Below are 22,051 nucleotides of genomic sequence, written 5' to 3'. Positions count from 1 at the left end.
CTCCCGGCCTCCCGGCCTCCCGGCCTCCCGGCCTCCCGGCCGGGCTGCCTCCCTGCTGAGCAGCCAGGTAGCTCGCTGTGGGACCTCCAGGTGCCCGAACTGACGGCCCCACAAGTTTCGACGGATCCATCTCAGGCACCACATCCACCGAAGGAGAGGCTCACATGTCTACCTGGCTGATCACCGGATGCTCGACCGGGCTCGGTCGCGCGCTGGCCGAAGCGGTACTCGACCACGGCGACAACGCGGTGGTCACCGCCCGCGACGTCGCGAATGTCGAGGACCTGCAGGAGTCCCACCCGGATACGGCGTACGCGGTGGAGCTGGACGTCACCGATCCGGCGCAGGTCACCCGCGCCGTCGAAGCGGCGCACGAGCGTTTCGGATCGGTGGACGTCCTGGTGAACAACGCCGGCTACGGGTACCGCGCCGCAGTGGAGGAGGGTGACGACTCCGAGGTCCGACACCTGTTCGACACCAACCTGTTCGGTGCGATCTCCATGACCAAGGCCGTCCTGCCGGGGATGCGCGGCCGACGTGCGGGCGCGATCGTCAACATCTCCTCGATCGGCGCCAGGGTCGCACCGCCCGGATCCGGCTACTACGCCGCCAGCAAGGCGGCCCTGGAGGCGGTGTCGGCGTCCCTGCTGAAGGAGGTCACGCCCCTCGGGATCAAGGTGATGGTGGTGGAACCCGGCGGCTTCCGGACCGATTTCGCGGGCCGCTCCCTCCAGCAGTCGCCCGGCAGCATCGCCGACTATGCCGAGACCGCCGGCCCGCGCCGCAAGGAGAACGACCGGGTGCACGGCACCCAACCCGGTGATCCGGTCAGGGCCGCGCAGGCGATGATCGCGGCTGTGGAGGCCGCGGATTCACCGTTCATGCTGCTCCTCGGGCAGGACTCGCTCGACGGCTTCCGTGCCGTGGCCAACGGTTTGAGTGCAGAGGTGGACGCCTGGGAACACCTGACCGTCGGCACCGGGTTCGGAGAGTAGATGCGCCATCCCGGTCGTCGTTCATCGCCGATCGACCCCGCGTTCCGCGGGCGGCCGGGCACATGATGCAAGGATCACTTTCGTTGGGAGCCAGACCATGATCGATCGCACGTCCGATTCCGAAATACCCGATGCGACCCACGTGGACGTCCTGATCGTCGGCGCCGGCCTGTCCGGCATCGGGGCTGCGTGTCTGTTGAAGCAGGAGTGCCCCGGGAAGACCTTCGCGATCCTGGAGGCCCGCCAGGTGATCGGCGGCACCTGGGACCTGTTCCGATATCCGGGCGTGCGCTCCGATTCGTCGATGTTCACCCTCGGGTACTCGTTCCGTCCCTGGACCGGTTCGCGCTCGATCGCCGACGGTGCCTCGATCCGGCAGTACGTGCAGGACACCGCTCGCGAGCTGGGGGTGGACCGGTCGGTGCGCTTCGGTCATCGGGTGCTCTCCGCGGACTGGGAAGGCGAGGACGCCCGGTGGACCGTGAGCGTGGAGCTGGTCGACACCGGCGCGACCGTGAGGTTCACCTGCAACTGGTTGTCGGTGTGCTCGGGGTACTACGACTATTCCGCCGGTCACCGACCCGAACTGCCGGGTGAGCAGAACTTCCGCGGAACGTTCGTCCACCCGCAGCAGTGGCCGGCCGATCTGGACTGGAGCGGACGCCGGGTGGTGGTCGTGGGCAGCGGGGCCACCGCCGTCACGCTCGTCCCCAGTCTGGCCCAGCTCGCCGAGCACGTCACCATGCTGCAACGCACGCCCGGCTACATCGTGTCCCAGCCGGCCGTCGATCCGCTGGGCGAGAAGCTGCCACGCGTCGTACCTGCGCGCGTTGCCCATTCCGTCCTTCGATGGAAGAGCATCCTGGCCGGGGTCGCGTCCTACCAGTTTGCCCGTCGCCGCCCGGCGGCGATGAAGGCGCTCATCCGAAAAGGTCTGCAGCAGGCGCTCCCTAACGGATACGACGTCGACGCCAATTTCAGCCCGCCGTACGACCCGTGGGACCAGCGATTGTGTCTGGTGCCGGACGGCGACCTGTTCCAGGCGCTCTCCTCGGGTCACGCCGACGTGGTGACCGATCAGATCGAAACCTTCACCCCGCATGGCATCCGCCTGCGGTCGGGCCGAGAGTTGGCCGCCGACATCGTCATCACCGCGACCGGATTGACGATGCTGCCGATCGGCGGGATGAAGTTGAGCCTGGACGGCAAGCCCATCGACCTCGGCCGGACCGTCGCCTACAAGGGCATGATGTTGTGCGGGGTGCCCAACTTCAACCTCGTCGTCGGGTACACCAACAGCTCCTGGACCCTCAAGGCCGACCTGGTCAGTCGATACGTCACCCGCCTGATCAAGTATCTGGACCGCCACGGCTACGACCGGGCCACCCCGCAACCGCCGACCGACGAGCCGGCCGACCAGCCGTTCATGGACTTCCAGGCCGGCTACGTCCAACGTGCCCTCGATCAGTTGCCCCGACAGGGACGGCGGGCCCCGTGGCGGCTGTACCAGAACTACCTGCGCGACGTGGTGCTGATACGTCGGGGCCGTTTGCAGGACGAAGGCATGCTCTTCTCCCGTGGCCGGCCCGCCACGGCTCTGGCGGCTGCCGGCGAGCGGACCGACCCTTCCTGACGTACTACCTCCACCAAGGTCCGCCTGGTAATTCAGTCACCACAACACGTTTGCCGCCGACGATCAGGCCGAATCTGGTCTGAACGGGTGTAGTTGCTGGCGTACTCACAGGTTCGGGTACACGATGAGGTCCTTCATCGAACCGGGGGTAGTTGATGCGTCGAGTACTGGCGTTTGCGTGTGCGGTTGCTGTTCTCGTCGGGTGGACGGTTCCAGGGGAGGCATCGGGTAGCGTCGGCCGGGCGGCGACGTCCGTTGCGGGCACAGGTTTGTCGACGCTCGTCCCCCTCGCTCCGACCGACCGGGGCGTCACGCTGATCACGGGGGACAGCATCCGGGTACGGCGTGACTCCCGGGGCCGCACGACATTGCAGGGACTGCCGGCAGCCCGCAACGGCGTCGGGGCGGCATTCCAGACCATTTCGACACCGACCCACACCTACGTCATCCCCAATGCCGCGCGGCCCTACCTCGGTCGATTCCTGGATCCGGCACTGTTCGACGTGAGCACGCCGGCCGGCGCACGAATTCCGATCCGCATCACCTACGCCGGGCCGAGCGCCCCGACCGTACCCGGTGTCACGATCACCTCGACAACGGCCGGTGCCGCTTCCGGCTACCTCACCCCCGCCTCGGCGCGTCGGTTCGGTGCGGCCCTGGCCGCTCAGTACGTCACCGACGCGAAGGCTCACTTCCCCTCTCGGACAAACCTTTTCGGGGCCACCAGAGTCAGCGCCGAGACGTCCGCTCCGCCTGTCGCCAGCCCGCACTACCCGATGCGGACGTTGATCATCAAGGTGCTCGACGACCATGGTGCGCCGTTGGCCTCCGGATTCGCGACCGTCTTCAACACCGACGACTTCACGAGGTTCTTCTCCTTCGCGATGGTCGTCGACGGCGAGGCCCGGTTGAGCGTGCCCACCGGGCACTACGGACTGGACACTGCGTTCAGCACCCTTGACGTCGCAGGCAACATCACCGGCTTCGGGGTGGTCACGAAAAGCGACTACCTGGTGTCGGGTCAGAATCAGGTCCTGACCCTCGACGGTCGTACGGCGAACGTCCCGTTGAGCATCCGGACGCCTCGATCCGCCGTCCAGTCGAGCGCGGAGTTCGACCTGACCCGGCGGGACGCCGCCGGCACCGGCAGCACCACCGGCGGGTACACCATTTTCGGCCCCGGCACCATTCTCGTTGCGCCGGCGAAGCCGCTGACCAGCGGGACGCTGTCCAGCAGCGCGTCATGGAACCTCACGGGCACACCGCTCTCCGGTACGCCCTATGCGTATTTCCTGCACTTCCCCGACGTCCCCGGAATTCCGGCGAACCAGGACTACAGCATCACCACGCCTCAGGTCGCGACGTTCAAATCCCGCTTCTACGTCGACGTCGCGCCCCGCGCGGGTGGCATCATCACGTACCCGATGTTCCCTAACTCAGCATTCAGCGGGGGCTGGTCGACGGCGGTTCCCCTGCCGTCCAACCTCATCAGCTACGTCAACGCCGCACCAGGGGCCGTCTGGTTCACCACGATGTTCGGTTCGCCGGACCCGTTCACCAATCCGTTCGCAGGTGCCATCGACGACGGTCCGCGCCTGGCTCCGGCCGGCACCACTGATGCGGCCGACTGGGGCCGTGGCCCTGCACTACCGAATGTCCCGTTCGAGACCAATGGCAATGCAGCGTCTTTCGGTTTCGACTGCCCGACATGCCGGACCGCGAACCAGATGCAGATCGTGTTGGCCCTGGCCACCGACAGCACACCCGGGCACGTCCGGGAAACCTTCAGCAGCATCGACGGCACCCCGGTGGCCAGGCTGCGGATCTATCGCAACGGGTCGTTGATCTCCGACGCCGCCAACACCGGGTTCGCGTCGGTGAAGGTGCCCGGCACGTCGGCGACCTACCGCGTCCTGGGCGAGGTCGACCGCGGGCCGTCCCTGGCGCTGCAGTCGCTGAAGACGACCACCGACATCACCTTCCGATCGGCCGCCGGTCAGGGTGGCGCGCTTCCGGCCACATGGACCTGCTCGCTCGGCGTCGACTGCACGGTGCTTCCGCTGCTGCAGACCGCGGTGACGCTCCCGACCAGCCTCACCGGCGCCGTCCCAGTGGGCACCTCGTCGATCAACCTGACGGTGTCGCACATCCAGGGCGCACCGGCATCGGCGATCACCTCCGGATCGGTGCAACTACGCCGGCCCGGCGGGCTGTGGACCACGCTGCCGTCGACCGCGCTCGGCAATGGTTCCTATCGCGCCACGCTCCGGACCACGTCCGTGGACGCGCAGACCTCCTTCGACCTGCGCGTCACCGCTACCGATTCAACCGGGGGCGTCATCGTGCAGACCGCTACCGCGGCCTTCGCCGTCGCCGCGTCCTGAAACCCACCGCCCCGTCCTGGAATCCACCGCCCCGCCCGCCCGTCACGGAGAAGAGTCCTCTATGCGCAGAACAATGCAATACCGTTGGCGAGCAATGGGTGTCGCGATGACGTCCCTGGTGCTCGGTGGGGCCATGCTGCTTCCCGTGCAAGCTGCTCGGGCAGCGGGGCCCGGCATGGATGTCGTGCCGGCCCCGACCAGGGCCTGCGCCCCGGCGTCGGCCGGAGGGGTGACCTGCCTGGCCACCTTCCGGTCCATGTCTGCCGCGCTGCGGGCCGGCACCCCGTCGAACGCCGCGGGTCTGGCGGCCAGAGCAACCCGCGTGGCCCCTCACACCGTCGCACCCCCGACGACGGGGTACGGGCCGGCCGAGATCACCGGCATCTACTCCCTTGACCTCAGCAAGGGGGGCGAGCAGACCGTCGCCATCGTCGACGCGTACGACAACCCCAATGCGGAAAAGGATCTCGCCACGTTTCGGTCGGTCTACAAGCTGCCGGGGTGTACGACTGCCAACGGCTGCTTCCGCAAGGTGAACCAGCGCGGGGGGAAGACCCCGCCGACGGCCGACGCCGGTTGGGGGCTCGAGATCGACCTCGACCTGCAGGCGGTCTCCTCGACGTGCCCGAAGTGCAAGATCCTGCTCGTCGAAGCCGACAGCTCGTCGTTCGACGACATCGGTGCCGCGGTCAACAAGGCCGTCGGACTCGGCGCGAAGATCGTGTCCAACTCCTACGGTGGGCCGGAATTCAACGGTGTGCTCGCGTTGGGCGAGAAGTACTACAGACATGCCGGTGTCGCGATGGTGGTTTCCTCCGGCGATACGGGCTTCACCGACGCAGCGTTCCCGGCTTCGTTGGGCAATACGACTGCGGTGGGTGGGACCACGGTGGTCAGGACGCCGACGGGATGGAAGCAGTCCGCCTGGAGCGGCGCGGGCAGCGGCTGTTCGGCCTGGATCGCCAAACCGGCCTGGCAGAAGGATCCGAACTGCCTGATGCGCACGATCGCCGACGTCTCGGCCCTGGCCGACCCCGACACGGGTCTGGCCGTCTACGACACCTACGGACTGGACCAGTTCGGCCTTGCCCCGGGTTGGATCGTCGTCGGTGGCACCAGCCTGGCTGCACCGCTCCTGTCCGGCATGATCGCACTGGCCGGCAATGCGGGTTCCCTGTCGACCGCCCAGTACCTCTACACCCACCGCAGCAAATTGCGGGACGTCGTCGGCGGCAACAACTCCAACCTCCAGGACTGTGGCGGGGACTACCTCTGCAACGCGCTGAGGGGCTATGACGGCCCGACCGGACTCGGCACTCCGAACGGCGTATCGGCGCTCTGACGCTGCTTGCCCGGACCGGTTGCCGACCGGCGTCCGATGCGTTCGATGCTCTCGGCAGCGGCTCGGCGTCCGGTGACGTCTGCCTCTGCCGGGGCCCTGCGTCGATTCCCGGATCGTGCCTCGTCGGGTCCGCGCGCCTCGGACACGCCACCCGGATGGTTCGTGCAACCCTGAGCCGGGGACCGTGCGTCTGGGACGGGGAGAAACACCCAGGAAAGGGAAAGTCGCGATGGGGAAGATTCGTGGTGCGGTGTCGTCCGCAGGACTGCTGGCTGTCGTGTTCGTCTTGTTCGTCGCCTGCGCAGCCCCGGCCGCCGGGCCGGGTCCTGCCCCCTCGGGGACGGCACCGATCGCGACGGCCTCCGGCGGCGCGGTGATCTCCACCGGATCCGGCGGAGTGCGCGGATCAGCCCCGGCCACGACCGGTGGAGTCGCGCCACGACCCCTGACGTCCTCCAACGCCCCTGCCACGCCTCGTTGCCCGGCAAAGCTGTCGTTGACGAGCAACGGGATCCCGAAGCCACCGTCCACCATCACGGCCCATCGGATGCTGCCGGACGGAACGGTTCGGTCGGCGCTGATGTGCGTCTACGTCGGGACCAACATGGATCCCGACGCGGGCCTGCCGCTTCTCCGCCGGATGAACCTGGGGGGCGATCTGGCCGCCATGGCCGAGGAGCTTCGCTGGTTGCCGCCCGAAGTGCCGGGTGAGCAGCATTCCTGCTCGGCGGTGGGCGGCACGCAGACGAACTTCCTGGTGGCGGTGGGCTTCGCCGATGGTCGCACCTCATGGCTCGGTGCGGCTGACGATCCGAATGCCTGCATCGGGACGGCCGGTTCGATCATCTCTTCCTGGACCACCGGCGCGAGATTCCTCGCCGCGATGAGGGCCGGCCGTTGGGTGCCCCCGACGAAGCCCGACGGCGGATCCTGTTCCGGCCAGGCAAGATTCGGTCAGCAGGTGCAGATGGTGCCTGCCGGGGCCGTCAGCGTCAGAATCTGCCTCGACATCGGCAGCAGCAGTTCGCACGTCGACCGGACCACCGGATTCACCGGTCTGGTGAACGCTCTGGATCAACCTCCGACCCGGGCATCGACTTCGTCCTGCGCATTCCCACCGACCCCGCCCGGCACGAAAGTTCCGGACAACCCCTTCTATCGCTTGGTCTTCCACTACCGACAGGGCCCGTCGGTCGGGGTCAGGGTCATGCCGGGCTGTGTACCCGCCATCGACAATTCCAGCCTGCAGGCCGCAGATTCCAGCGGCGTGGCGACTCTGATCAAGGCCTTGATGTCCCACCCCTGATCCTTGGTGAGCAGGACCGAGGTCGGGCGCAGTCTGCCGCAACGGGAATCGGACCGACGGGGGCGACCGTCGACCCTGCATGCGCCCATTTTCCTCACCGCCGGCCGGCCAAGTTGAGGACGGGCCGCCGAACGCGAAATTCGACGGGCAGGTATCGGCTGTTGACCGTTGATTGCAGACCGCAGATAGAACAGCGCGTCAGGGATACCGACGGACGCGACGGACAATGCCTGGTGCGACCTGGATCGGTGCCGCCGCGACAGTTGGTCCCGATTGAGCAACGAAGGGCTGCCGCGCGGGCCGAGGTACCGATCCGCCGGTTCAGATGTCAGCCACCCCCCGGGAAGCAGACCCTGCAGCGGTTGGTCCACGAGTTGAAATGATGACCCCTGTCTACCACCGGTCGGTGGAGGCGACCGTGCACGCCTCCACCGACCGTACCGACGCGGCCTGGGTGCCTGGCTGCGCCTTGCGCTCCGGGCAACGCCCCTTCGGGGCCACGGTGTTGGAGCGATCTACGGCTGTTGGGAAAGCCCGACCACGTGGCCCGCAGGGTCGGCGATCAGAGCAAACGCCACGCCTGGGACCCGGGTAGCTTCCTGGACGAGGCTGCCCCCGAGCCGTAGAGCATCGGCGATCGCAGCGTCGAGATCCTGGACCCCGACGAAGAAGGTGACCATCGGGTTGCCGCCCTGCAGGGGACCGATCCCAGCGGCCAGGGCGTTCGGTGTGCCGCTTTCGACGTAGGTGTATCCGGCGAACGCGCCGGGCGGGTAGGTCCATCCGAACAGCTCACCGAAGAACGCTCGGGTCGAGTCGGGGTCGGCGGATCGGATCTCGGCATGCACGATCGGGTGGGACATCGCGACCTCCAAAGGTTGGGGAGCCAGGAGAGGCTTCCTCAGAGAGGAGACGAACGGAGACCGATCCAATCGACAGCTTTTGTCGGATTTCCGCCTGAAATTGTCGGTAGTCGACCCGTTCCAGGGGGCTGACACCTCATACCTGTTCGAGGGCCGTGAGTTTCTACCCACGGCCGGCCATGGAACCTGCCGCGCGCATCCTGTCGTTGCGTCACTCGAGACGGTTCGATTCCCCGACGCGCCGCTGGCCGGGACCACCGTCGGGCGCACCTCCGGGGTCTGCCGCCGTGGCAGATCACCGAGTCAGTGCGGCGGACATGCGCCACCGGCAGAGAAAATGGCCAAGGCCACGATCAACACGCTGAACCAGGGTGACCGACGCCCTGTCTGCGACAACGGCAGCCCGATGATGAAGTTCACGGATGCACGGCCAGCCCTGCCGTCCAGCAGCGCCTCCGGCGTGTGGAGCAGGACTGGACGTTTCCCGTCCCGGTCGTCGGTATCCCGAGAGGTCAAGCTGGTGTCCGAGAGGGGACTTGAACCCCCACGCCCTTGCGGGCACTAGCACCTCAAGCTAGCGCGTCTGCCATTCCGCCACCCGGACCGGGTTACCCTGCGCGATGCTGCGCAGTGCAGTCGCTTACATTACTGGATCGGGCCCGGTTCCGAAGAACCTGCAGGTCAGTGACCTTTTGGAGTCCGGCCGCCGTGCACCGGAACGGCCATCTCCGACGCGGGCGACACGGCCGTCCACCGACGATGGTAGGAAAGCAGCATGCCTGACATCGAGTCACCCGAGAGCCCGGCCGTTCTGCGCACCAGAGCCGAGGACGAGGTGGTCCAGTTCTGCAGCGAGCTGATCCGGTTCGAGTCGGTGAACACCGGCGACCCGGACACCATCGGTGACGGCGAGGCGCAAGCCGCTCGCTACATCGAGCACAAGCTGAGGGAGGTCGGCTACGAGACCACCTACATCGAGTCCGCACCCGGTCGCGGAAATGTGATCTGCCGTCTCGAGGGGGCGGATCGGACGCGCGGGTCGCTGCTGATCCACGGCCACGTCGACGTCGTCCCGGCGGACGCCTCCGAGTGGACCGTCGATCCGTTCTCCGGTGCCGTCCAGGACGGCTACGTCTGGGGACGTGGCGCCGTCGACATGAAGGACATGGTCGCGATGACACTCGCCGTTGCGCGGGAGTTCAAGTCGAACGGATACGTGCCGCCGCGCGACATCATCTTCGCCTTCGTGTCCGACGAGGAGGCCGGCGGCAGCTGGGGCGCGCAATGGCTCGTTGATTTCTACCCAGAACTCTTCGCCGACGCCACCGAAGCCATTTCCGAGGTCGGTGGCTTCTCCATCACACTGGACGACGCCCGACGGGCCTACCTGGTCGCGGCGGCCGAGAAGGGCGTCGCCTGGGCTCATCTCAAGGCCACCGGGCGGGCCGGTCACGGCTCGATGATGAACGACGACAATGCCGTCACCCGGATCGCCAATGCGGTCTCCCGGCTGGGGAGTCACCAATTCCCACTGACGATGACGGCGACCGTGCGGAGCTTTCTGGAGAAGATGACCGAGCTGACCGGGATGGAGTTCCCGGACGACGACCTGGCCGGCTCGATCGCGAAGATCGGCCCGGTGTCGCGGATCGTCAATGCAACGCTGCGCAACACGGCCACGCCGACGATGCTCAAGGCCGGCTACAAGGCCAACGTCATTCCCTCCACGGCCGAGGCGACCGTCGACTGTCGGGTGCTGCCCGGATCCGAGGACCACTTCCAGGAACAGATCGCCGAGATCGTGGGCGACGGCATCGAAATCACCTGGACCTGGCAGCCGCCCCTGGAGGTTCCGTTCTCGGGCCCGCTGGTGGAGGCGATGAAAGCCGCACTGATCTCGGAAGACGTTGGGGCGGTTGCGGTTCCGTACATGCTGTCCGGGGGCACCGACAACAAGGCGTTCGCGCGGTTGGGCATTGCCGGCTACGGTTTCTCGCCGTTGCGGCTGCCGCCCGAACTGGACTTCGCCGCCCTGTTCCACGGCGTCGACGAGCGCGTTCCCGTGGAGTCGCTGAAATTCGGCACCCGGGTCCTGGACCGCCTGCTGCGGACCTGCTGACACCAGGAACCGGCGACGACGTGGCCGACCGGCGCTGTCGTCGCGGTCCAGACCACGGCATGGTGCCTTCCGAGTCGGAGACCCATTCCGACGCGGATCGGCGAGCGGTGCCGGCTATCCGGTTTCGGAGATGGAGAAGGCGTTGCCGTCCGGATCGCGGAAACCGAACATGGCGGGTACGCCCGGCCAGCGGAGGATTTCGTCGGTATCGACCCCGGTCGCCGCGAGCGCGGCCTGTGCCTTCTCGGCATCGTCGGTGGTGAAACGGATGCCGATGGCTCCACGGGTGACGCCCGGCGCTGCCGGCTCCAGCGTTACGACGACCTCGTCGCCGCCAGGGGCAAGTTCGATCCAGCGCCCGCCGTTCGGGGTGGGATTGTCACGCCGGACGGTGAAGCCGAGCGCGTCGACGTAGAACCGCAGCGCAGCCTCCTGGTCGTCGACCGGAATGCTGACGGTACGGACGCCGGTGATCAACCTCGGGGCGGCGGTCATCTGGTCGTCCTTCGTGGGGTCGCGATCGACGATCGGTCGAGGCGGCTCATGCCGGGCCCCCGAACATGAGGGAGCCGGGAGTGGTGAGTTCCTGACCCGTCTCGAGCCAGGTCTTGACGCCGGAGAGGATCATCGGCCAGCCGCCGTACAGATGCGGGTCGGCGGTCTCGCCGAGCTGGTCGTGGGTGACGGTGAGCCGGCAGGAGTCGCCTACCGGTTCGATCTCCCACGTCACCCGGCTGGTGCCTTCGGCGGCGATGTCGTCGTCCCACACCGCGTGGTAGGTCTGCACCAGCCGGTGTGGTGGGTCGACCTCGAGGTTCTCACCCTCGATCAGAACGCCCGGCGCGGCGCCGTGCTGCACCCGGTAGGCCGACCCGGACGTCCAGTCGGATTCGACGCGCGCGCCGAACTGGTACCGGCTCCGCACCTCCGAATCGGTGATCGCATGCCAGAGACGTTCGGGGGTGGTGCGGATGTAGATCTCGAATACCTTCTCCACGCTGACCTCCAGGTCGCGTTTGAGGTCGGCCAGGCCGGCGGCCCAGCCCTCGGTGTACTTGCTCACCCAGCGGTCGTGGACAAGTCGGATCGGCACCGGGTTGAGGTAGTGCAACTTCTCCCGCCCCCGCCGCCGGGTGGTGACCAGGCCGGCGACCTCCAGCAGATGCAGGTGCTTGGCCACTGCCACCCGGGTCATGGCGAACCGGCCCGCCAATGCGCCCAGAGTCTGGCCGTCGTCGCGGAACAGCTCGTCGAGGAGTTCTCGTCGCGTCGGGTCGGCAATCGCTCTGAAGACCGGTTCCACGACGTCAGAATAGGAAACCATTTGGTTTCCTGTCAAGGGGGAGGCGTCTGCGGGCCGGCGCATCCTTCACTCCGTGACGGCGAAGGGATCTCGGGTCGGGAAGCGTGTCCGGCTTGGACAGGACGTCGAGTAGATCGGCCCCGCACCGTGCTCAGGGGGTCAGATCGGGGAGTAGCCCGGCGGATCGCTTGCGCCGCATCCACACCCGGCGGCTGCCGTCCTCGAACCGGAGCACACGGTCGAGCTCCCACCCGGCGAATTCGGCGCGGAGGGAGAGCATCGTCGCGGCGGCCGAACGGCTGGTGTTCGGGTCGATCCGCAGACCCTGGTATTCGAAGTCGGCGTTCGCCTCCTCGGACGTGGGATAGCTGGCCCAGCGTGGCGTACGTCGTGGATAGGGGGCCGATTCGATGGCCGATCACCTCCATGTTCGGTGGGCTGCCCTGACGCCGGCCCGTCTTGCAGCTCATTATCCCCGGCATGCCCGGCGGGTGGGGGTGCCACACCTGGCGCCGGGTCCGCGCGCCGTCTCGTCAGGGGGCCCTCTCGTCTGACTGCGTACGCGCCGGTATGACGCTCAAGCATCAGACGAGTCGGCGGCCGGTGAGACGAGTACGCGGGGGTGCTACCAGCGAGCCTGTTCTGGCCAGCCGGGGAGTAGACGTCGCAGCAGGCCGGCAAAGTCACACCCGTCCGCGATCGTCAGACCAGGCCCGCCAAGTCCTCCGGTTCGTCCCCTGGGTCGTCGGCCGCGGCATCGCCGGGTCCAGCACGGAGGAGTGACTCGAGACGGGTACGGCGCGGTTCGGCCCCGATGGACCTGACGGCCCGCGCCAGCATCGGACCGGCGGCGTGGATGATCGACAGGTGCCGCCTGGCCCTGGTCAGCGCTGTGTAGATGAGAGGACGGGACAACATCGAGCCGGCCTCCGGCGGCATCACGGCGACGACCGCCTCCCACTCCGATCCCTGCGCGCGGTGGACGGTGATGGCCCACCCGTGCAGGAGGTCGCCGAGCGACTTCCCGGAGATGTCGGACTCTCCGGTGGTGAAGGCGACCCGGATCGAATTGTCGCCGGTGGAGACGACAGTGCCGACCTCGCCGTTGGCGTAGCCGGTCGGCTCGGCATCGAGATGATTGGCGGTGGCCACCACCCGGTCGCCGGTGTCGAAGCCGCGGACGGCACCTCGGCCCGGATTGAGCACCGCCTTCAGCGCCTTGTTCAGCGCCTGGGTGCCGGCCGGGCCCTTGTGCACCGGCGTCACCACCTGCAGTTGGTCCGGTGTCGTCCCGAACACACGCGGGATCGAATCGGTGACCAATTGCACCACCCGGCGGGCGCCGTCCTCGGAGCCACGGGCCGGAACGATGACCACCTCGTGATCCGGATCGGAGACAGGCACCAGTTCGCCCTCACGGACCGCCGTGGCCAGACGGGCGATGGCGCCACCTTCGGTCTGCCGGTAGAGGGTCTTGAGTTCGGTGACCGGGATGACGCCGCTGTCGATCAGGTCTCCCAGCACCCGGCCGGGCCCGATGGACGGCAACTGCGCGGGATCACCCACGATCACGAGGTGGGTCTTGTCCTTCAGCGCCGAGAGCAGGGCGGCGGCCAGTTCGACGTCCAGCATCGACGCCTCGTCGACGACGACCAGCTGGGCTTCGATCGGATTGCTCTCGTCGTGGTCGAAACCGGCTGCCACCGCACCGTTCGCGCGGCGCGCACCCAGCAGCCGGTGGATGGTGGAGGCGGGGGAGCCGGCAAGTTCCTCCAGCCGTTTGGCGGCCCGGCCTGTCGGTGCGGCCAGCGCGATGTCGACGCTCACCCGGTGGCAGAGGGCGACGACTGCGGCGATCGTCCGGCTCTTGCCGGTGCCGGGACCTCCGGTCAGGATCGAGACCCCATGAGTCGCAGCATGTGTCACCGCACCGGCCTGGACCGTGTCCAGTTCTTTGACCACGTTCTTGACGGCGCGCTCGCCGGCGAGGGAATGGGACGTCGTCATCAGGCGCTGCAGGTGTTCGGCGATGCTGTCCTCGGCCTGGGCCAGCACCTTGCGGGCCACCCACGGCTCCGCGCTGATCAACTTGGACGTAATGGGACTGGTGGGACAAGAGTCGACGACTTCGTGAGCGCCGTCGATGTTGATAAGCGCGGCGGGGTGCGCGGGACCGACGACGGTGGCCACCAGGTCGGCGTCGACGGCGGCCCGGATCGCGGCGGCGGCATCGACGCCGAAGGGGCGCAGCGCATCTGCCACCTGCTGGACGGACGCGGCGGTATGGCCTTGACGGGAGAAGCGGGCCAGCGTCCAGTCGACCAGGGAGCGACCCCGCCGCGGATCCCCCCGCTGCACGTCCGGATCGAGCGCCAGGGCGATGCGGTCGGCCTGCGCCACGGTGGCGTCGGGCAGCGCGAGCAGTCGCCAGGGGTCCTCGGCGAGCTGGTCCGCCGCGTTGTCGCCCAGTGCCTCCATCAGCCGCCCGGCCCAGCGGACCGGGATCTCCTGCGGCACCAGCAACTGCGCGACCGCATAGGCCTGCCCGGCGCCGATCCACGAGGTGTAGATCCGGTCGGCCCGCTTGGGCGTCATCTTGTCGATCCTCGTCAGCGCGGCGACCGTCACCTTGGAGGCGGAGGTGATGCCGGCGCCGGCGAACGACTGCGCGACCGCCTGGCCGACACCCGGCCACAGGCCGGACGCGGCGAATTCGGCGAAGACGTCGAGGCCGGCACCGGGCACCGGACGCGGAGAGGGATCAGACACCGCTACTCGGAATCGCCGCTGGTGTCCACAGAGCTGACATCTTCCAGCGCCGAACGGATCTCGGCCGGCAGGGTGATCTCGATGGCGGCCAGCGACCCCAGCAACTGGGCGTTGTCCCTGGCTCCGACGATCGCGCTGGCGACTCCCCGGCGGTCGCGCACCCAGGCGCAGGCGACGGCCAGCGGTGAGGTGCCCAGACCCTCGGCCGCCGTCGCGACGGCTTCGACGATCCGCGCCGCGTCCGGCCCGAGATGGCGGCCGACGTACCGGGCGAAGTGCGGCGACGCGCCTCGCGAGTCTGCGGGCGTGCCGTGCCGGTACTTGCCGGTCAGCACACCGCGGCCGAGCGGGGCCCAGGCGAGCAGACCGATGCCGTGCAGGGCGGCGGCCGGCAGCAGGGACTCCTCCGGCGCGCGTTCGACGAGGGAGTACTCGGCCTCGGTGGAGACCACCGGGCAGCCGGCGCCGCGGAGCCAGGTGGCCATCGTGGCCAGCTGCCATCCGGCGTGGCCGGACAGCCCGATGTAGGCGGCCCGTCCGGAGTCCACCGCTCGCTGCAGGGCCGAGCACGTCTCCTCGAACGGCAGCGTCAGGTCGAATCCGTGCACCTGCCAGAGGTCGACGTGATCGGTGTCGAGCCGCCGCAGGGAGGCGTCCAGTGCGGCCAGCAGCTTCCCGCGACCGCCGCCCACCCCGACGGTGGTGGTGGCCAGCACCACGTCGGAGCGGGGGATCACGTCCGGCACCAGCGTGCCGATGATCGACTCCGCGTCACCGTCGCCGTAGACGTTTGAGGTGTCGACCAGCGTGCCGCCGGCGGCGACGAAGGCCTCGAGCTGCGCGGCGGCGTCGTCGGCGTCGGTGTCCCGGCCCCACGTCATGGTGCCCAGGCCCAGCCGGGACACCTCCAGCCCGCTGCGACCGACCCGCCGAGAATCCATGGCTGCAAACTTAGCGGCAGCGGGCGGGTGATCCCGGCCCACGACACCGCAGCGGACCCGGCCGTCGGCACGGGCGGACCTCACCGGTCACCCCCGCCCGGTACCGTCTTGGCCCATGCGACTCGGACTGAATCTCGGCTACGTCACCTCGGCGGCGCAACTGCACGCCAACCTGGAACTCGCTGCGGTGGCGGACCAGATCGGCTACGACGTGGTCTGGGTGGCCGAAGCCTACGGATCGGACGCCGCCACCGTGCTCGGCGCGATCGCCGCCACCACCGAGCGGATCGGCGTCGGCTCCGCCGTCCTGCAGATCCCGGGGCGCACGCCGGCCATGACGGCGATGACGGCTGCCACCCTGGACGCCCTGTCCGGTGGCCGGTTCCGGCTCGGTCTCGGGGTGTCCGGCCCACAGGTCTCGGAGGGCTGGCACGGCGTGCCTTTCAAGGACCCGGTCGGCCGCACCCGGGAGTACGTCCAGATCGTCCGGCAGGCGCTGTCCCGCCGGAAGGTGACCGCCGGTGGCGACCACTTCACCCTCCCGCTGCCGGACGGACCGGGAAAGTCCCTGGTCCTGGCCTTCGAGCCGGTACGACCCCGCATTCCGCTCTACCTGGCGGCCGTCGGGCCCAAGAACCTGACGTTGACCGGCGAGGTCGCGGACGGGTGGCTGGCGATCTTCTTCGATCCGGAGACCGGCGGGCGGCAGATCGAGCGCATCCACGAGGCCGCCACCGCGGCCGGCCGGGACCCGTCGGCCATCGACATCTCGGTCCAGACCACGCTCGCCATCGACGACGATCCGGAGCGGGCCGCCCTGCTGGTGCGCCCCGGGGCGGCCCTGTACATCGGTGGCATGGGATCCAAGAAGGTCAACTTCTACCACGGCATCGCCACCGCCATGGGCTACGAGGCCGAGGCCGACCAGGTGCAGGAGAAGTTCCTGGCGCGCGACTACCAGGGCGCCGCGGCAGCCGTCCCGTTCGAGTTCATCGACCGGACCAGCCTGATCGGCAGCCCGGACCGGATCGTCGAGCGTCTCGCGGCACTGGCCGCCACCGGCGTGACCACCGTGAATCTCTCGCCGGCCGCTCCCGACCAGGAGTCAAGGGTGCATGCGCTCCGCACGATCCACGCCGCGGCGACCTCGGCCGGGGTGCTCGCGTGACCTTGATCGCCGCCATCATCCTGGGCATCGTCGAGGGTCTGACGGAATTCTTGCCAGTGTCCTCCACCGGCCATCTGACGATCGTCAGCCGGATGCTCGGCTACGACATCACCGATCCGGGCGTCACCGCGTTCACCGCCGTCATCCAGGTGGGCGCGATCGTCGCCGTCATCATCTACTTCTGGTCGGACATCTCCCGGCTCCTGGTCGCCTGGGTACGCGGACTGTTCGACAAGGCCCGGCGCCGCAACCCGGACTACCGGATGGCCTGGCTGGTGATCATCGGGTCGCTGCCCATCGCCCTCGTCGGCTTCGCGCTGCGACACGTCATCTCCAACCAGCTGCGGAGCCTGTGGATCGTCGCCTTCGCGCTGATCCTGTGGGGAGTGGTGATGCTCTACGCCGAGGCCGTCGCCCGGCAGAACCGTGCCGAGAAGGACCTGAATCTGGTCGATGTCCTGCTGATCGGTTTCGGCCAGTGCCTGGCGCTGATCCCCGGTGTCTCCCGATCGGGCGCGACCATCTCGATCGGCCTGATCCGCGGCCTCGACCGGGTGGCCGCCACCCGGCTGTCGTTCCTGCTCGGCATTCCGGCGCTGATCGGGGCCGGTGCCTTCGAACTGCCGTCGGCCCTCAAGACCCAGGTGCCGACCGCCGACCATCCGCACCCGGTGCACGTCGGCCTCGCACCGACCCTGGTGGCCACCCTGGTGGCGTTCGTGGTGGCCTACTTCTCGGTCGCATGGCTCCTCAAGTTCGTCTCCGGACACAAGATCACCACCTTCGTCTGGTACCGATGGGTGGTCGGCGTCGCGCTGATCATCACGTTGGCAGCAGGAGGTCTCCGGTGAGTGTGGTCATTCTTCTTCGTCATGGTCAGTCGACGGCCAACGTGGCCGGCATCCTCGCCGGTCGGTCACCGGACGTGTTCCTCAACGACAAGGGCCTGGAACAGGCCGAGGCGGTGGCGGCACGCCTCGACGGCATCACCATCGACGCGCTGGTCAGCTCGCCGATGGAACGGTGCCGGCAGACGGTCGCACCGCTGGCGGCGGCCACCGGTCTCCCGGTGCGGATCGAGCCGAGGCTCGCGGAGGTCGACTACGGCGAATGGACCGGCCGGGAACTGAAGGACCTCGGCGGCGAGAAGCTGTGGCAGACCGTGCAGTCGCACCCGTCCGCGGCGGTTTTCCCCGGTGGCGAAGGGCTGGCGGAGGTCAGCGTCCGGGCCGTCGGCGCCATCCGCGAACTGAGTGCAGAGCTCGGGCCGGACGCCGTCATCCTGGTGTGCTCGCACGGCGATGTCATCAAGGCGGTGCTGGCCGACGCACTGGGCCTGCACCTGGACGGTTTCCAGCGGATCGTCGTCGCACCCGCTTCGTTGTCGGTCGTCCGCTACACCCCTCTCCGACCGTTCGTCGAACGGGTCAACGATTCCGGCGAACTCGGGTCGTTACGCCCTGCGCCGAAACCCGAAACGGCACCGGCCGCCGCCCCGGACGCCGTCGCGGCCGGGCCGGGCACCGGCGGCCGTCACCAGGCCGGGCCCGACACCAGCTCCGATGCCGTCCCGGGGGGCGTCACCGGATGAGCCACCCCCGCTGGTCCGGAGCCCGCCGGCGGGCGCGGTGACCAATCAGACGCGAGCCTGCCCGCGGGCAGTTGGCATAAGCTCGGGGATGCCATGACACGACAGGTCCACGTCTTCCGCTCACCCGACCGGTTCCTCGCCGGAACGATCGGGCAACCCGGCGAACGCGAATTCTTCGTCCAGGTCGCCGACGGTCGCCGCATCCTGTCGGTGGCCTGCGAGAAGCAGCAGGTCGCGGTGCTGGCCGACCGGCTCGGTTCCCTGATCACGCAGGTCGCCCAGCAGTTCGACGTCTCGGTGCCCCAGACGGGATCCGGATCCGGGCAGGACTTCGCCCTGACGACTCCGGTCGACGCCGAGTTCCGGGTCGGCACCATGGGGCTGGCGTGGGACGGCGAGGAATCGCAGGTGATCGTCGAGCTGCTGGCCCTCAGCGAGGAGGAGGTCGGCGAGGACATCGTCCTGGAGGATCGTGAGGACGGTCCGGACGCGCTCAGGGTGTTCCTCACGCTGGCCGAGGCCCGGGACTTCGCACGCCGCGCCGAACTCGTGGTGTCCGCCGGACGCCCGCCGTGCCCGTTGTGCGCCAACCCCCTCGATCCGGAAGGGCACATCTGCCCGCGGCTGAACGGCTACCACCGCGGTGCCATCGGCTGACCGGACGCCTGAGCGCGCATCAGATCATCACGGGGACAACGCTTCCGGGTTCGAGCCCGTCGTCGACGGGGCCCACGGTTCCGACTCGCGCGACGCCGAGCTCCGGCACGTGCTCACGGAGGGAGCGTTGGAGATCACCGGCCGGCTCACCGACGCCTCGAACCTGACCCTGCGGGCCATTGCCTCCGTCGACGGGCTGTCGATGGAGTGCGTCTACAAGCCGATCCGTGGAGAACGGCCGCTGTGGGACTTCCCGGACGGCACGCTCGCCCATCGGGAGGTGGCGGCCCGCCGCATCGCGGAGTACGCGCGCTGGGACTGCGTGCCGCTGACGATCATGAGGGCCGGTCCGTACGGGTCGGGCATGGTGCAGTGCTGGATCGAGCAGCCGGGGGACACCGACGAGCTGGTCGACCTGGTCCCCGAGGACGACATCCCGGGTGGATGGCTGCCGGTGCTCCGCGCCGTCGACGTCCGTGGCGACGACGTCGCGGTGGTCCACGCCGACGACGCCAAACTCCAACTGCTGGCCGGATTCGACGTGGTGGTCAACAACGCCGACCGCAAGGGCTCGCACATCCTGCGTTCCGAGGACGGTCGGGTGCTGGGCGTCGATCACGGACTGTGCTTCCACACGGACGACAAACTGCGCACGATCCTGTGGGGCTGGGCCGGGACGCCGCTGCCGGAAGATGTTCGGGAGGGCCTGCACCGGCTGGCCAAGGGCATGACCGGGGACCTCCGCGAGGACATGCACGGGTACCTGACCGTCAGCGAGGTCGACGAACTGGCCAAGCGGATCGACTACCTGGAGATGTACCCGATCTATCCGATGCCCCCACGGGGACGGACGCCCATCCCGTGGCCGCCGCTGTAGCCGTGACCGGCCGATGACGCGGTTCATGGTGCCACTCACCGGGTTCGGACGGACCTTGGGCAGGACAGCGGCCGGGATGACGGTCGACCTGGCCAGTGCGGCGGCCCGGGCCGGCGAGGCTGCCTTCGACACGTTGAGTGGTCGCGAACGGAACCTCGGCATTCTCCGGGTGCAGGTGTTGATCCTGTCCGACGAGGCCGGGCGACCGCTGAGCACGCCCGAGCGCGTGCAGCCCGCCCTGGCGACGGCCGACCGGGTGCTGCGCGCCGAGGCCGGTGTCCGGGTGCGGGTCGTGGGCATCCGTACCGTCACCGAGCCCCCGCCGGCGGCGGCCCTCGACCCGCGGGCCAACCGCGGGCTCGTGGTGGACGATCTGCTGGGTCGCACCGAGTTCTACCGTCGTCACCTGGGCGACCCGTCCGCGGGTCCGGCCGCCGCACTCGTGGGATCCCCGATCACCGTGGTGGTGGTCCGCCGGATCGCCGGCCACACCACCGGGTGTTCGCTCGGGATCTCGGCGGACTGGGTGATCACGCAGGCGGCACTGTTCGACGAGGGCGACCGGCACAGCTACGACGAGACGGTGCTCGCGCACGAACTGGGGCACGCGATGAACCTGCCGCACCACCGGGACCGCGGTAACCTGATGTTCGCCGAATCCTCACCACCGCAACGGGTCCGGGGGACGCAGCTGGCCAGATGGCAGCGCCGCGTCGTGCAGGCGAACCGGCACGTGCTGCCCGGGCGGTCCGGGGACACCCCCGTGCTTGGATAAACTCGACCGGTGCGTGCCTGGGCCTCTCCGTCAGTTCCCTCCCTCTCTGCGATCTCGGCTGCGACCGGGCCCGGACTGAGTCTGTTCGACTCCTCGACCGGTACCGTCCGGCCGACCGATCCGGGTGCGGAGGCCAACATCTACGTCTGCGGGATCACCCCGTACGACTCGACCCACCTCGGTCACGCCGCCACCTACCTCGCTTTCGACCTGGTGCAGCGCTACTGGCTGGACCTCGGCCACCGGGTGCACTACGTGCAGAACATCACCGACATCGACGACCCGCTGCTGGAGCGGGCCGAGCGCGACGGCGTCCACTGGTCGCACCTCGCGGAGGAACAGATCGAACTGTTCCGTCAGGACATGACGGCCCTGCGGGTGCTGCCCCCGCGGGACTACATCGGCGCGGTCGAGGCCATGTCCGAGGTCTCCGCCGCCGTGGAGGAGTTGTTGGAGAGCGGGGCGGCCTATCGGTTGGCCGACGACGAGTTCCCCGACGTGTACTTCGACGTCGAGTCCTCCGGACGTTTCGGCTACGAGTCACGCTACGACGAGTCGACCATGGACAGGTTGTTCGCCGAACGCGGAGGCGACCCGGACCGCTCCGGCAAGAAGCACCACCTCGATCCGGTGCTGTGGCGGATGGCCCGTCCGGGTGAGCCCTCCTGGCCCTCGCCGCTCGGGGCGGGCCGGGCCGGGTGGCACATCGAGTGCGCCGCCATCGCCGGCAACCGACTGGGCGTGTTCAGCACCGGTCGCCCGATCGACGTGCAGGGCGGCGGCAGCGACCTGATCTTCCCGCACCACGAGTGTTCGGCCGCCCACGCGGAGGTGCTGGCCGGAGCGGACCGATTCGCGCAGCACTACACGCACGCCGGGATGATCGGCCTGGACGGCGAGAAGATGTCGAAATCCAGAGGAAACCTGGTGTTCGTCTCCAAGCTCCGACAGGACGGCGTCGACCCGATGGCCGTCCGGTTGGCCCTGTTCGCCGGGCACTACCGCGAGGACCGCTTCTGGGACTCCGCACTGCTCGAGACGGCCGTCGTGCGCCTGGCCGCGTGGCGGACGGCCGCCGCGCGTACCGGAGCGCCGGCGGAGGAGGTCCTGGCCAGTCTGCGGGCCGCGCTCGCGGACGATCTGGACACGCCGCACGCGCTGGCCCTGCTGGATCGCTGGGCCGCCGACGAGTCCCTGGACGGCGGCCTCGTGGCCACCGGGGTGGACGCCCTACTGGGCGTCAATCTGCACTGACGCTGGGCATCGACCTGCACTGAGGCTGGGCATCGACCTGCACTGAGGCGCACCGCGCGAGCGAACCCGGACGA

General features: G+C 68.8%; 19 protein-coding genes and 1 tRNA gene. 13 read left to right on the top strand and 7 right to left on the bottom strand.

What is annotated here, in order from left to right:
- The first annotated feature begins 164 nt into the window (after positions 1-164).
- The 5 genes from H7F38_RS16955 (at position 165) to H7F38_RS16935 (ending at position 7,660) form a co-directional block, all read left to right on the top strand.
- A complete protein-coding gene (locus tag H7F38_RS16955; RefSeq protein ID WP_187090933.1) occupies positions 165-995 on the top strand; it encodes an oxidoreductase in 831 nt (276 codons plus the stop codon).
- A 124-nt stretch (positions 996-1,119) separates the two neighbouring features.
- The gene (locus H7F38_RS16950; RefSeq protein ID WP_370531384.1) at positions 1,120-2,628 is read left to right on the top strand and encodes a flavin-containing monooxygenase; all 1,509 of its coding nucleotides are present in this window, start codon (positions 1,120-1,122) and stop codon (positions 2,626-2,628) included.
- A 269-nt stretch (positions 2,629-2,897) separates the two neighbouring features.
- On the top strand, positions 2,898-5,012 hold the full coding sequence (locus H7F38_RS16945) for a hypothetical protein (protein ID WP_187090931.1): 2,115 nt from the start codon (positions 2,898-2,900) through the stop codon (positions 5,010-5,012).
- Between the two features lie 94 nt (positions 5,013-5,106).
- Positions 5,107-6,354: a S8 family serine peptidase gene (locus H7F38_RS16940; protein ID WP_222618136.1), complete on the top strand. Its 1,248-nt coding sequence runs from the start codon at positions 5,107-5,109 to the stop codon at positions 6,352-6,354.
- Between the two features lie 229 nt (positions 6,355-6,583).
- Positions 6,584-7,660, top strand: coding sequence for a hypothetical protein (locus tag H7F38_RS16935; RefSeq protein ID WP_187090929.1), 1,077 nt, complete (start codon positions 6,584-6,586; stop codon positions 7,658-7,660).
- 515 nt (positions 7,661-8,175) lie between these two features.
- On the opposite strand, the gene H7F38_RS16930 is transcribed toward H7F38_RS16935, so the two are convergent.
- Both H7F38_RS16930 and H7F38_RS16925 read right to left on the bottom strand, forming a co-directional pair.
- Positions 8,176-8,523: a VOC family protein gene (locus H7F38_RS16930; RefSeq protein WP_187090928.1), complete on the bottom strand. Its 348-nt coding sequence runs from the start codon at positions 8,521-8,523 to the stop codon at positions 8,176-8,178.
- A gap of 518 nt (positions 8,524-9,041) precedes the next feature.
- Positions 9,042-9,127 (bottom strand) — tRNA-Leu (locus H7F38_RS16925).
- A gap of 171 nt (positions 9,128-9,298) precedes the next feature.
- Here H7F38_RS16925 and H7F38_RS16920 point away from each other — a divergent pair.
- On the top strand, positions 9,299-10,642 hold the full coding sequence (locus H7F38_RS16920) for a M20/M25/M40 family metallo-hydrolase (RefSeq protein WP_187090927.1): 1,344 nt from the start codon (positions 9,299-9,301) through the stop codon (positions 10,640-10,642).
- Positions 10,643-10,756: 114 nt separating this feature from the next.
- On the opposite strand, the gene H7F38_RS16915 is transcribed toward H7F38_RS16920, so the two are convergent.
- From H7F38_RS16915 to H7F38_RS16900, 5 genes are all read right to left on the bottom strand, one after another.
- Positions 10,757-11,137: a VOC family protein gene (locus tag H7F38_RS16915; protein ID WP_187090926.1), complete on the bottom strand. Its 381-nt coding sequence runs from the start codon at positions 11,135-11,137 to the stop codon at positions 10,757-10,759.
- A gap of 46 nt (positions 11,138-11,183) precedes the next feature.
- Positions 11,184-11,966, bottom strand: coding sequence for an SRPBCC domain-containing protein (locus H7F38_RS16910; RefSeq protein WP_222618135.1), 783 nt, complete (start codon positions 11,964-11,966; stop codon positions 11,184-11,186).
- Between the two features lie 130 nt (positions 11,967-12,096).
- The gene (locus tag H7F38_RS26710) at positions 12,097-12,225 is read right to left on the bottom strand and encodes a DUF5703 family protein (protein WP_370531261.1); all 129 of its coding nucleotides are present in this window, start codon (positions 12,223-12,225) and stop codon (positions 12,097-12,099) included.
- Between the two features lie 422 nt (positions 12,226-12,647).
- The gene (locus H7F38_RS16905) at positions 12,648-14,714 is read right to left on the bottom strand and encodes an AAA family ATPase (RefSeq protein ID WP_255498032.1); all 2,067 of its coding nucleotides are present in this window, start codon (positions 14,712-14,714) and stop codon (positions 12,648-12,650) included.
- Between the two features lie 2 nt (positions 14,715-14,716).
- Positions 14,717-15,655, bottom strand: coding sequence for an aldo/keto reductase (locus tag H7F38_RS16900; protein ID WP_187090925.1), 939 nt, complete (start codon positions 15,653-15,655; stop codon positions 14,717-14,719).
- Positions 15,656-15,770: 115 nt separating this feature from the next.
- On the opposite strand from H7F38_RS16900, the gene H7F38_RS16895 reads away from it, so the two are divergent.
- The 7 genes from H7F38_RS16895 to mshC all read left to right on the top strand — a co-directional run bounded on the left by H7F38_RS16895 (position 15,771) and on the right by mshC (position 21,977).
- On the top strand, positions 15,771-16,823 hold the full coding sequence (locus H7F38_RS16895) for an LLM class F420-dependent oxidoreductase (RefSeq protein ID WP_187090924.1): 1,053 nt from the start codon (positions 15,771-15,773) through the stop codon (positions 16,821-16,823).
- The gene (locus H7F38_RS16890) at positions 16,820-17,674 is read left to right on the top strand and encodes an undecaprenyl-diphosphate phosphatase (protein ID WP_187090923.1); all 855 of its coding nucleotides are present in this window, start codon (positions 16,820-16,822) and stop codon (positions 17,672-17,674) included. The genes H7F38_RS16895 and H7F38_RS16890 overlap by 4 nt, the downstream gene beginning before the upstream one ends.
- Positions 17,671-18,414 carry a histidine phosphatase family protein gene (locus H7F38_RS16885; RefSeq protein ID WP_187090922.1) on the top strand — a complete coding sequence of 248 codons (744 nt, stop codon included), beginning with the start codon at positions 17,671-17,673 and terminating at the stop codon, positions 18,412-18,414. The genes H7F38_RS16890 and H7F38_RS16885 overlap by 4 nt, the downstream gene beginning before the upstream one ends.
- 93 nt (positions 18,415-18,507) lie before the next feature.
- Positions 18,508-19,071 (top strand): DUF3090 family protein, encoded by a 564-nt coding sequence (locus H7F38_RS16880; protein WP_187090921.1) that lies wholly within the window; start codon positions 18,508-18,510, stop codon positions 19,069-19,071.
- Positions 19,072-19,180: 109 nt separating this feature from the next.
- Positions 19,181-19,948 (top strand): SCO1664 family protein, encoded by a 768-nt coding sequence (locus tag H7F38_RS16875; RefSeq protein WP_187090920.1) that lies wholly within the window; start codon positions 19,181-19,183, stop codon positions 19,946-19,948.
- 76 nt (positions 19,949-20,024) lie between these two features.
- Complete coding sequence (locus H7F38_RS16870) at positions 20,025-20,723, top strand: hypothetical protein (RefSeq protein WP_187090919.1); 699 nt, start codon at positions 20,025-20,027, stop codon at positions 20,721-20,723.
- Between the two features lie 9 nt (positions 20,724-20,732).
- Positions 20,733-21,977: a cysteine--1-D-myo-inosityl 2-amino-2-deoxy-alpha-D-glucopyranoside ligase gene (gene mshC / locus H7F38_RS16865; protein ID WP_187090918.1), complete on the top strand. Its 1,245-nt coding sequence runs from the start codon at positions 20,733-20,735 to the stop codon at positions 21,975-21,977.
- Positions 21,978-22,051 lie beyond the last annotated feature (74 nt).

The organism is Nakamurella sp. PAMC28650 (assembly GCF_014303395.1).
Taxonomy (GTDB): Bacteria; Actinomycetota; Actinomycetes; order Mycobacteriales; family Nakamurellaceae; genus Nakamurella.
The sequence above is the reverse complement of the archived record's forward strand: the minus strand, read 5'-3'. Positions and strand labels throughout refer to the sequence as shown.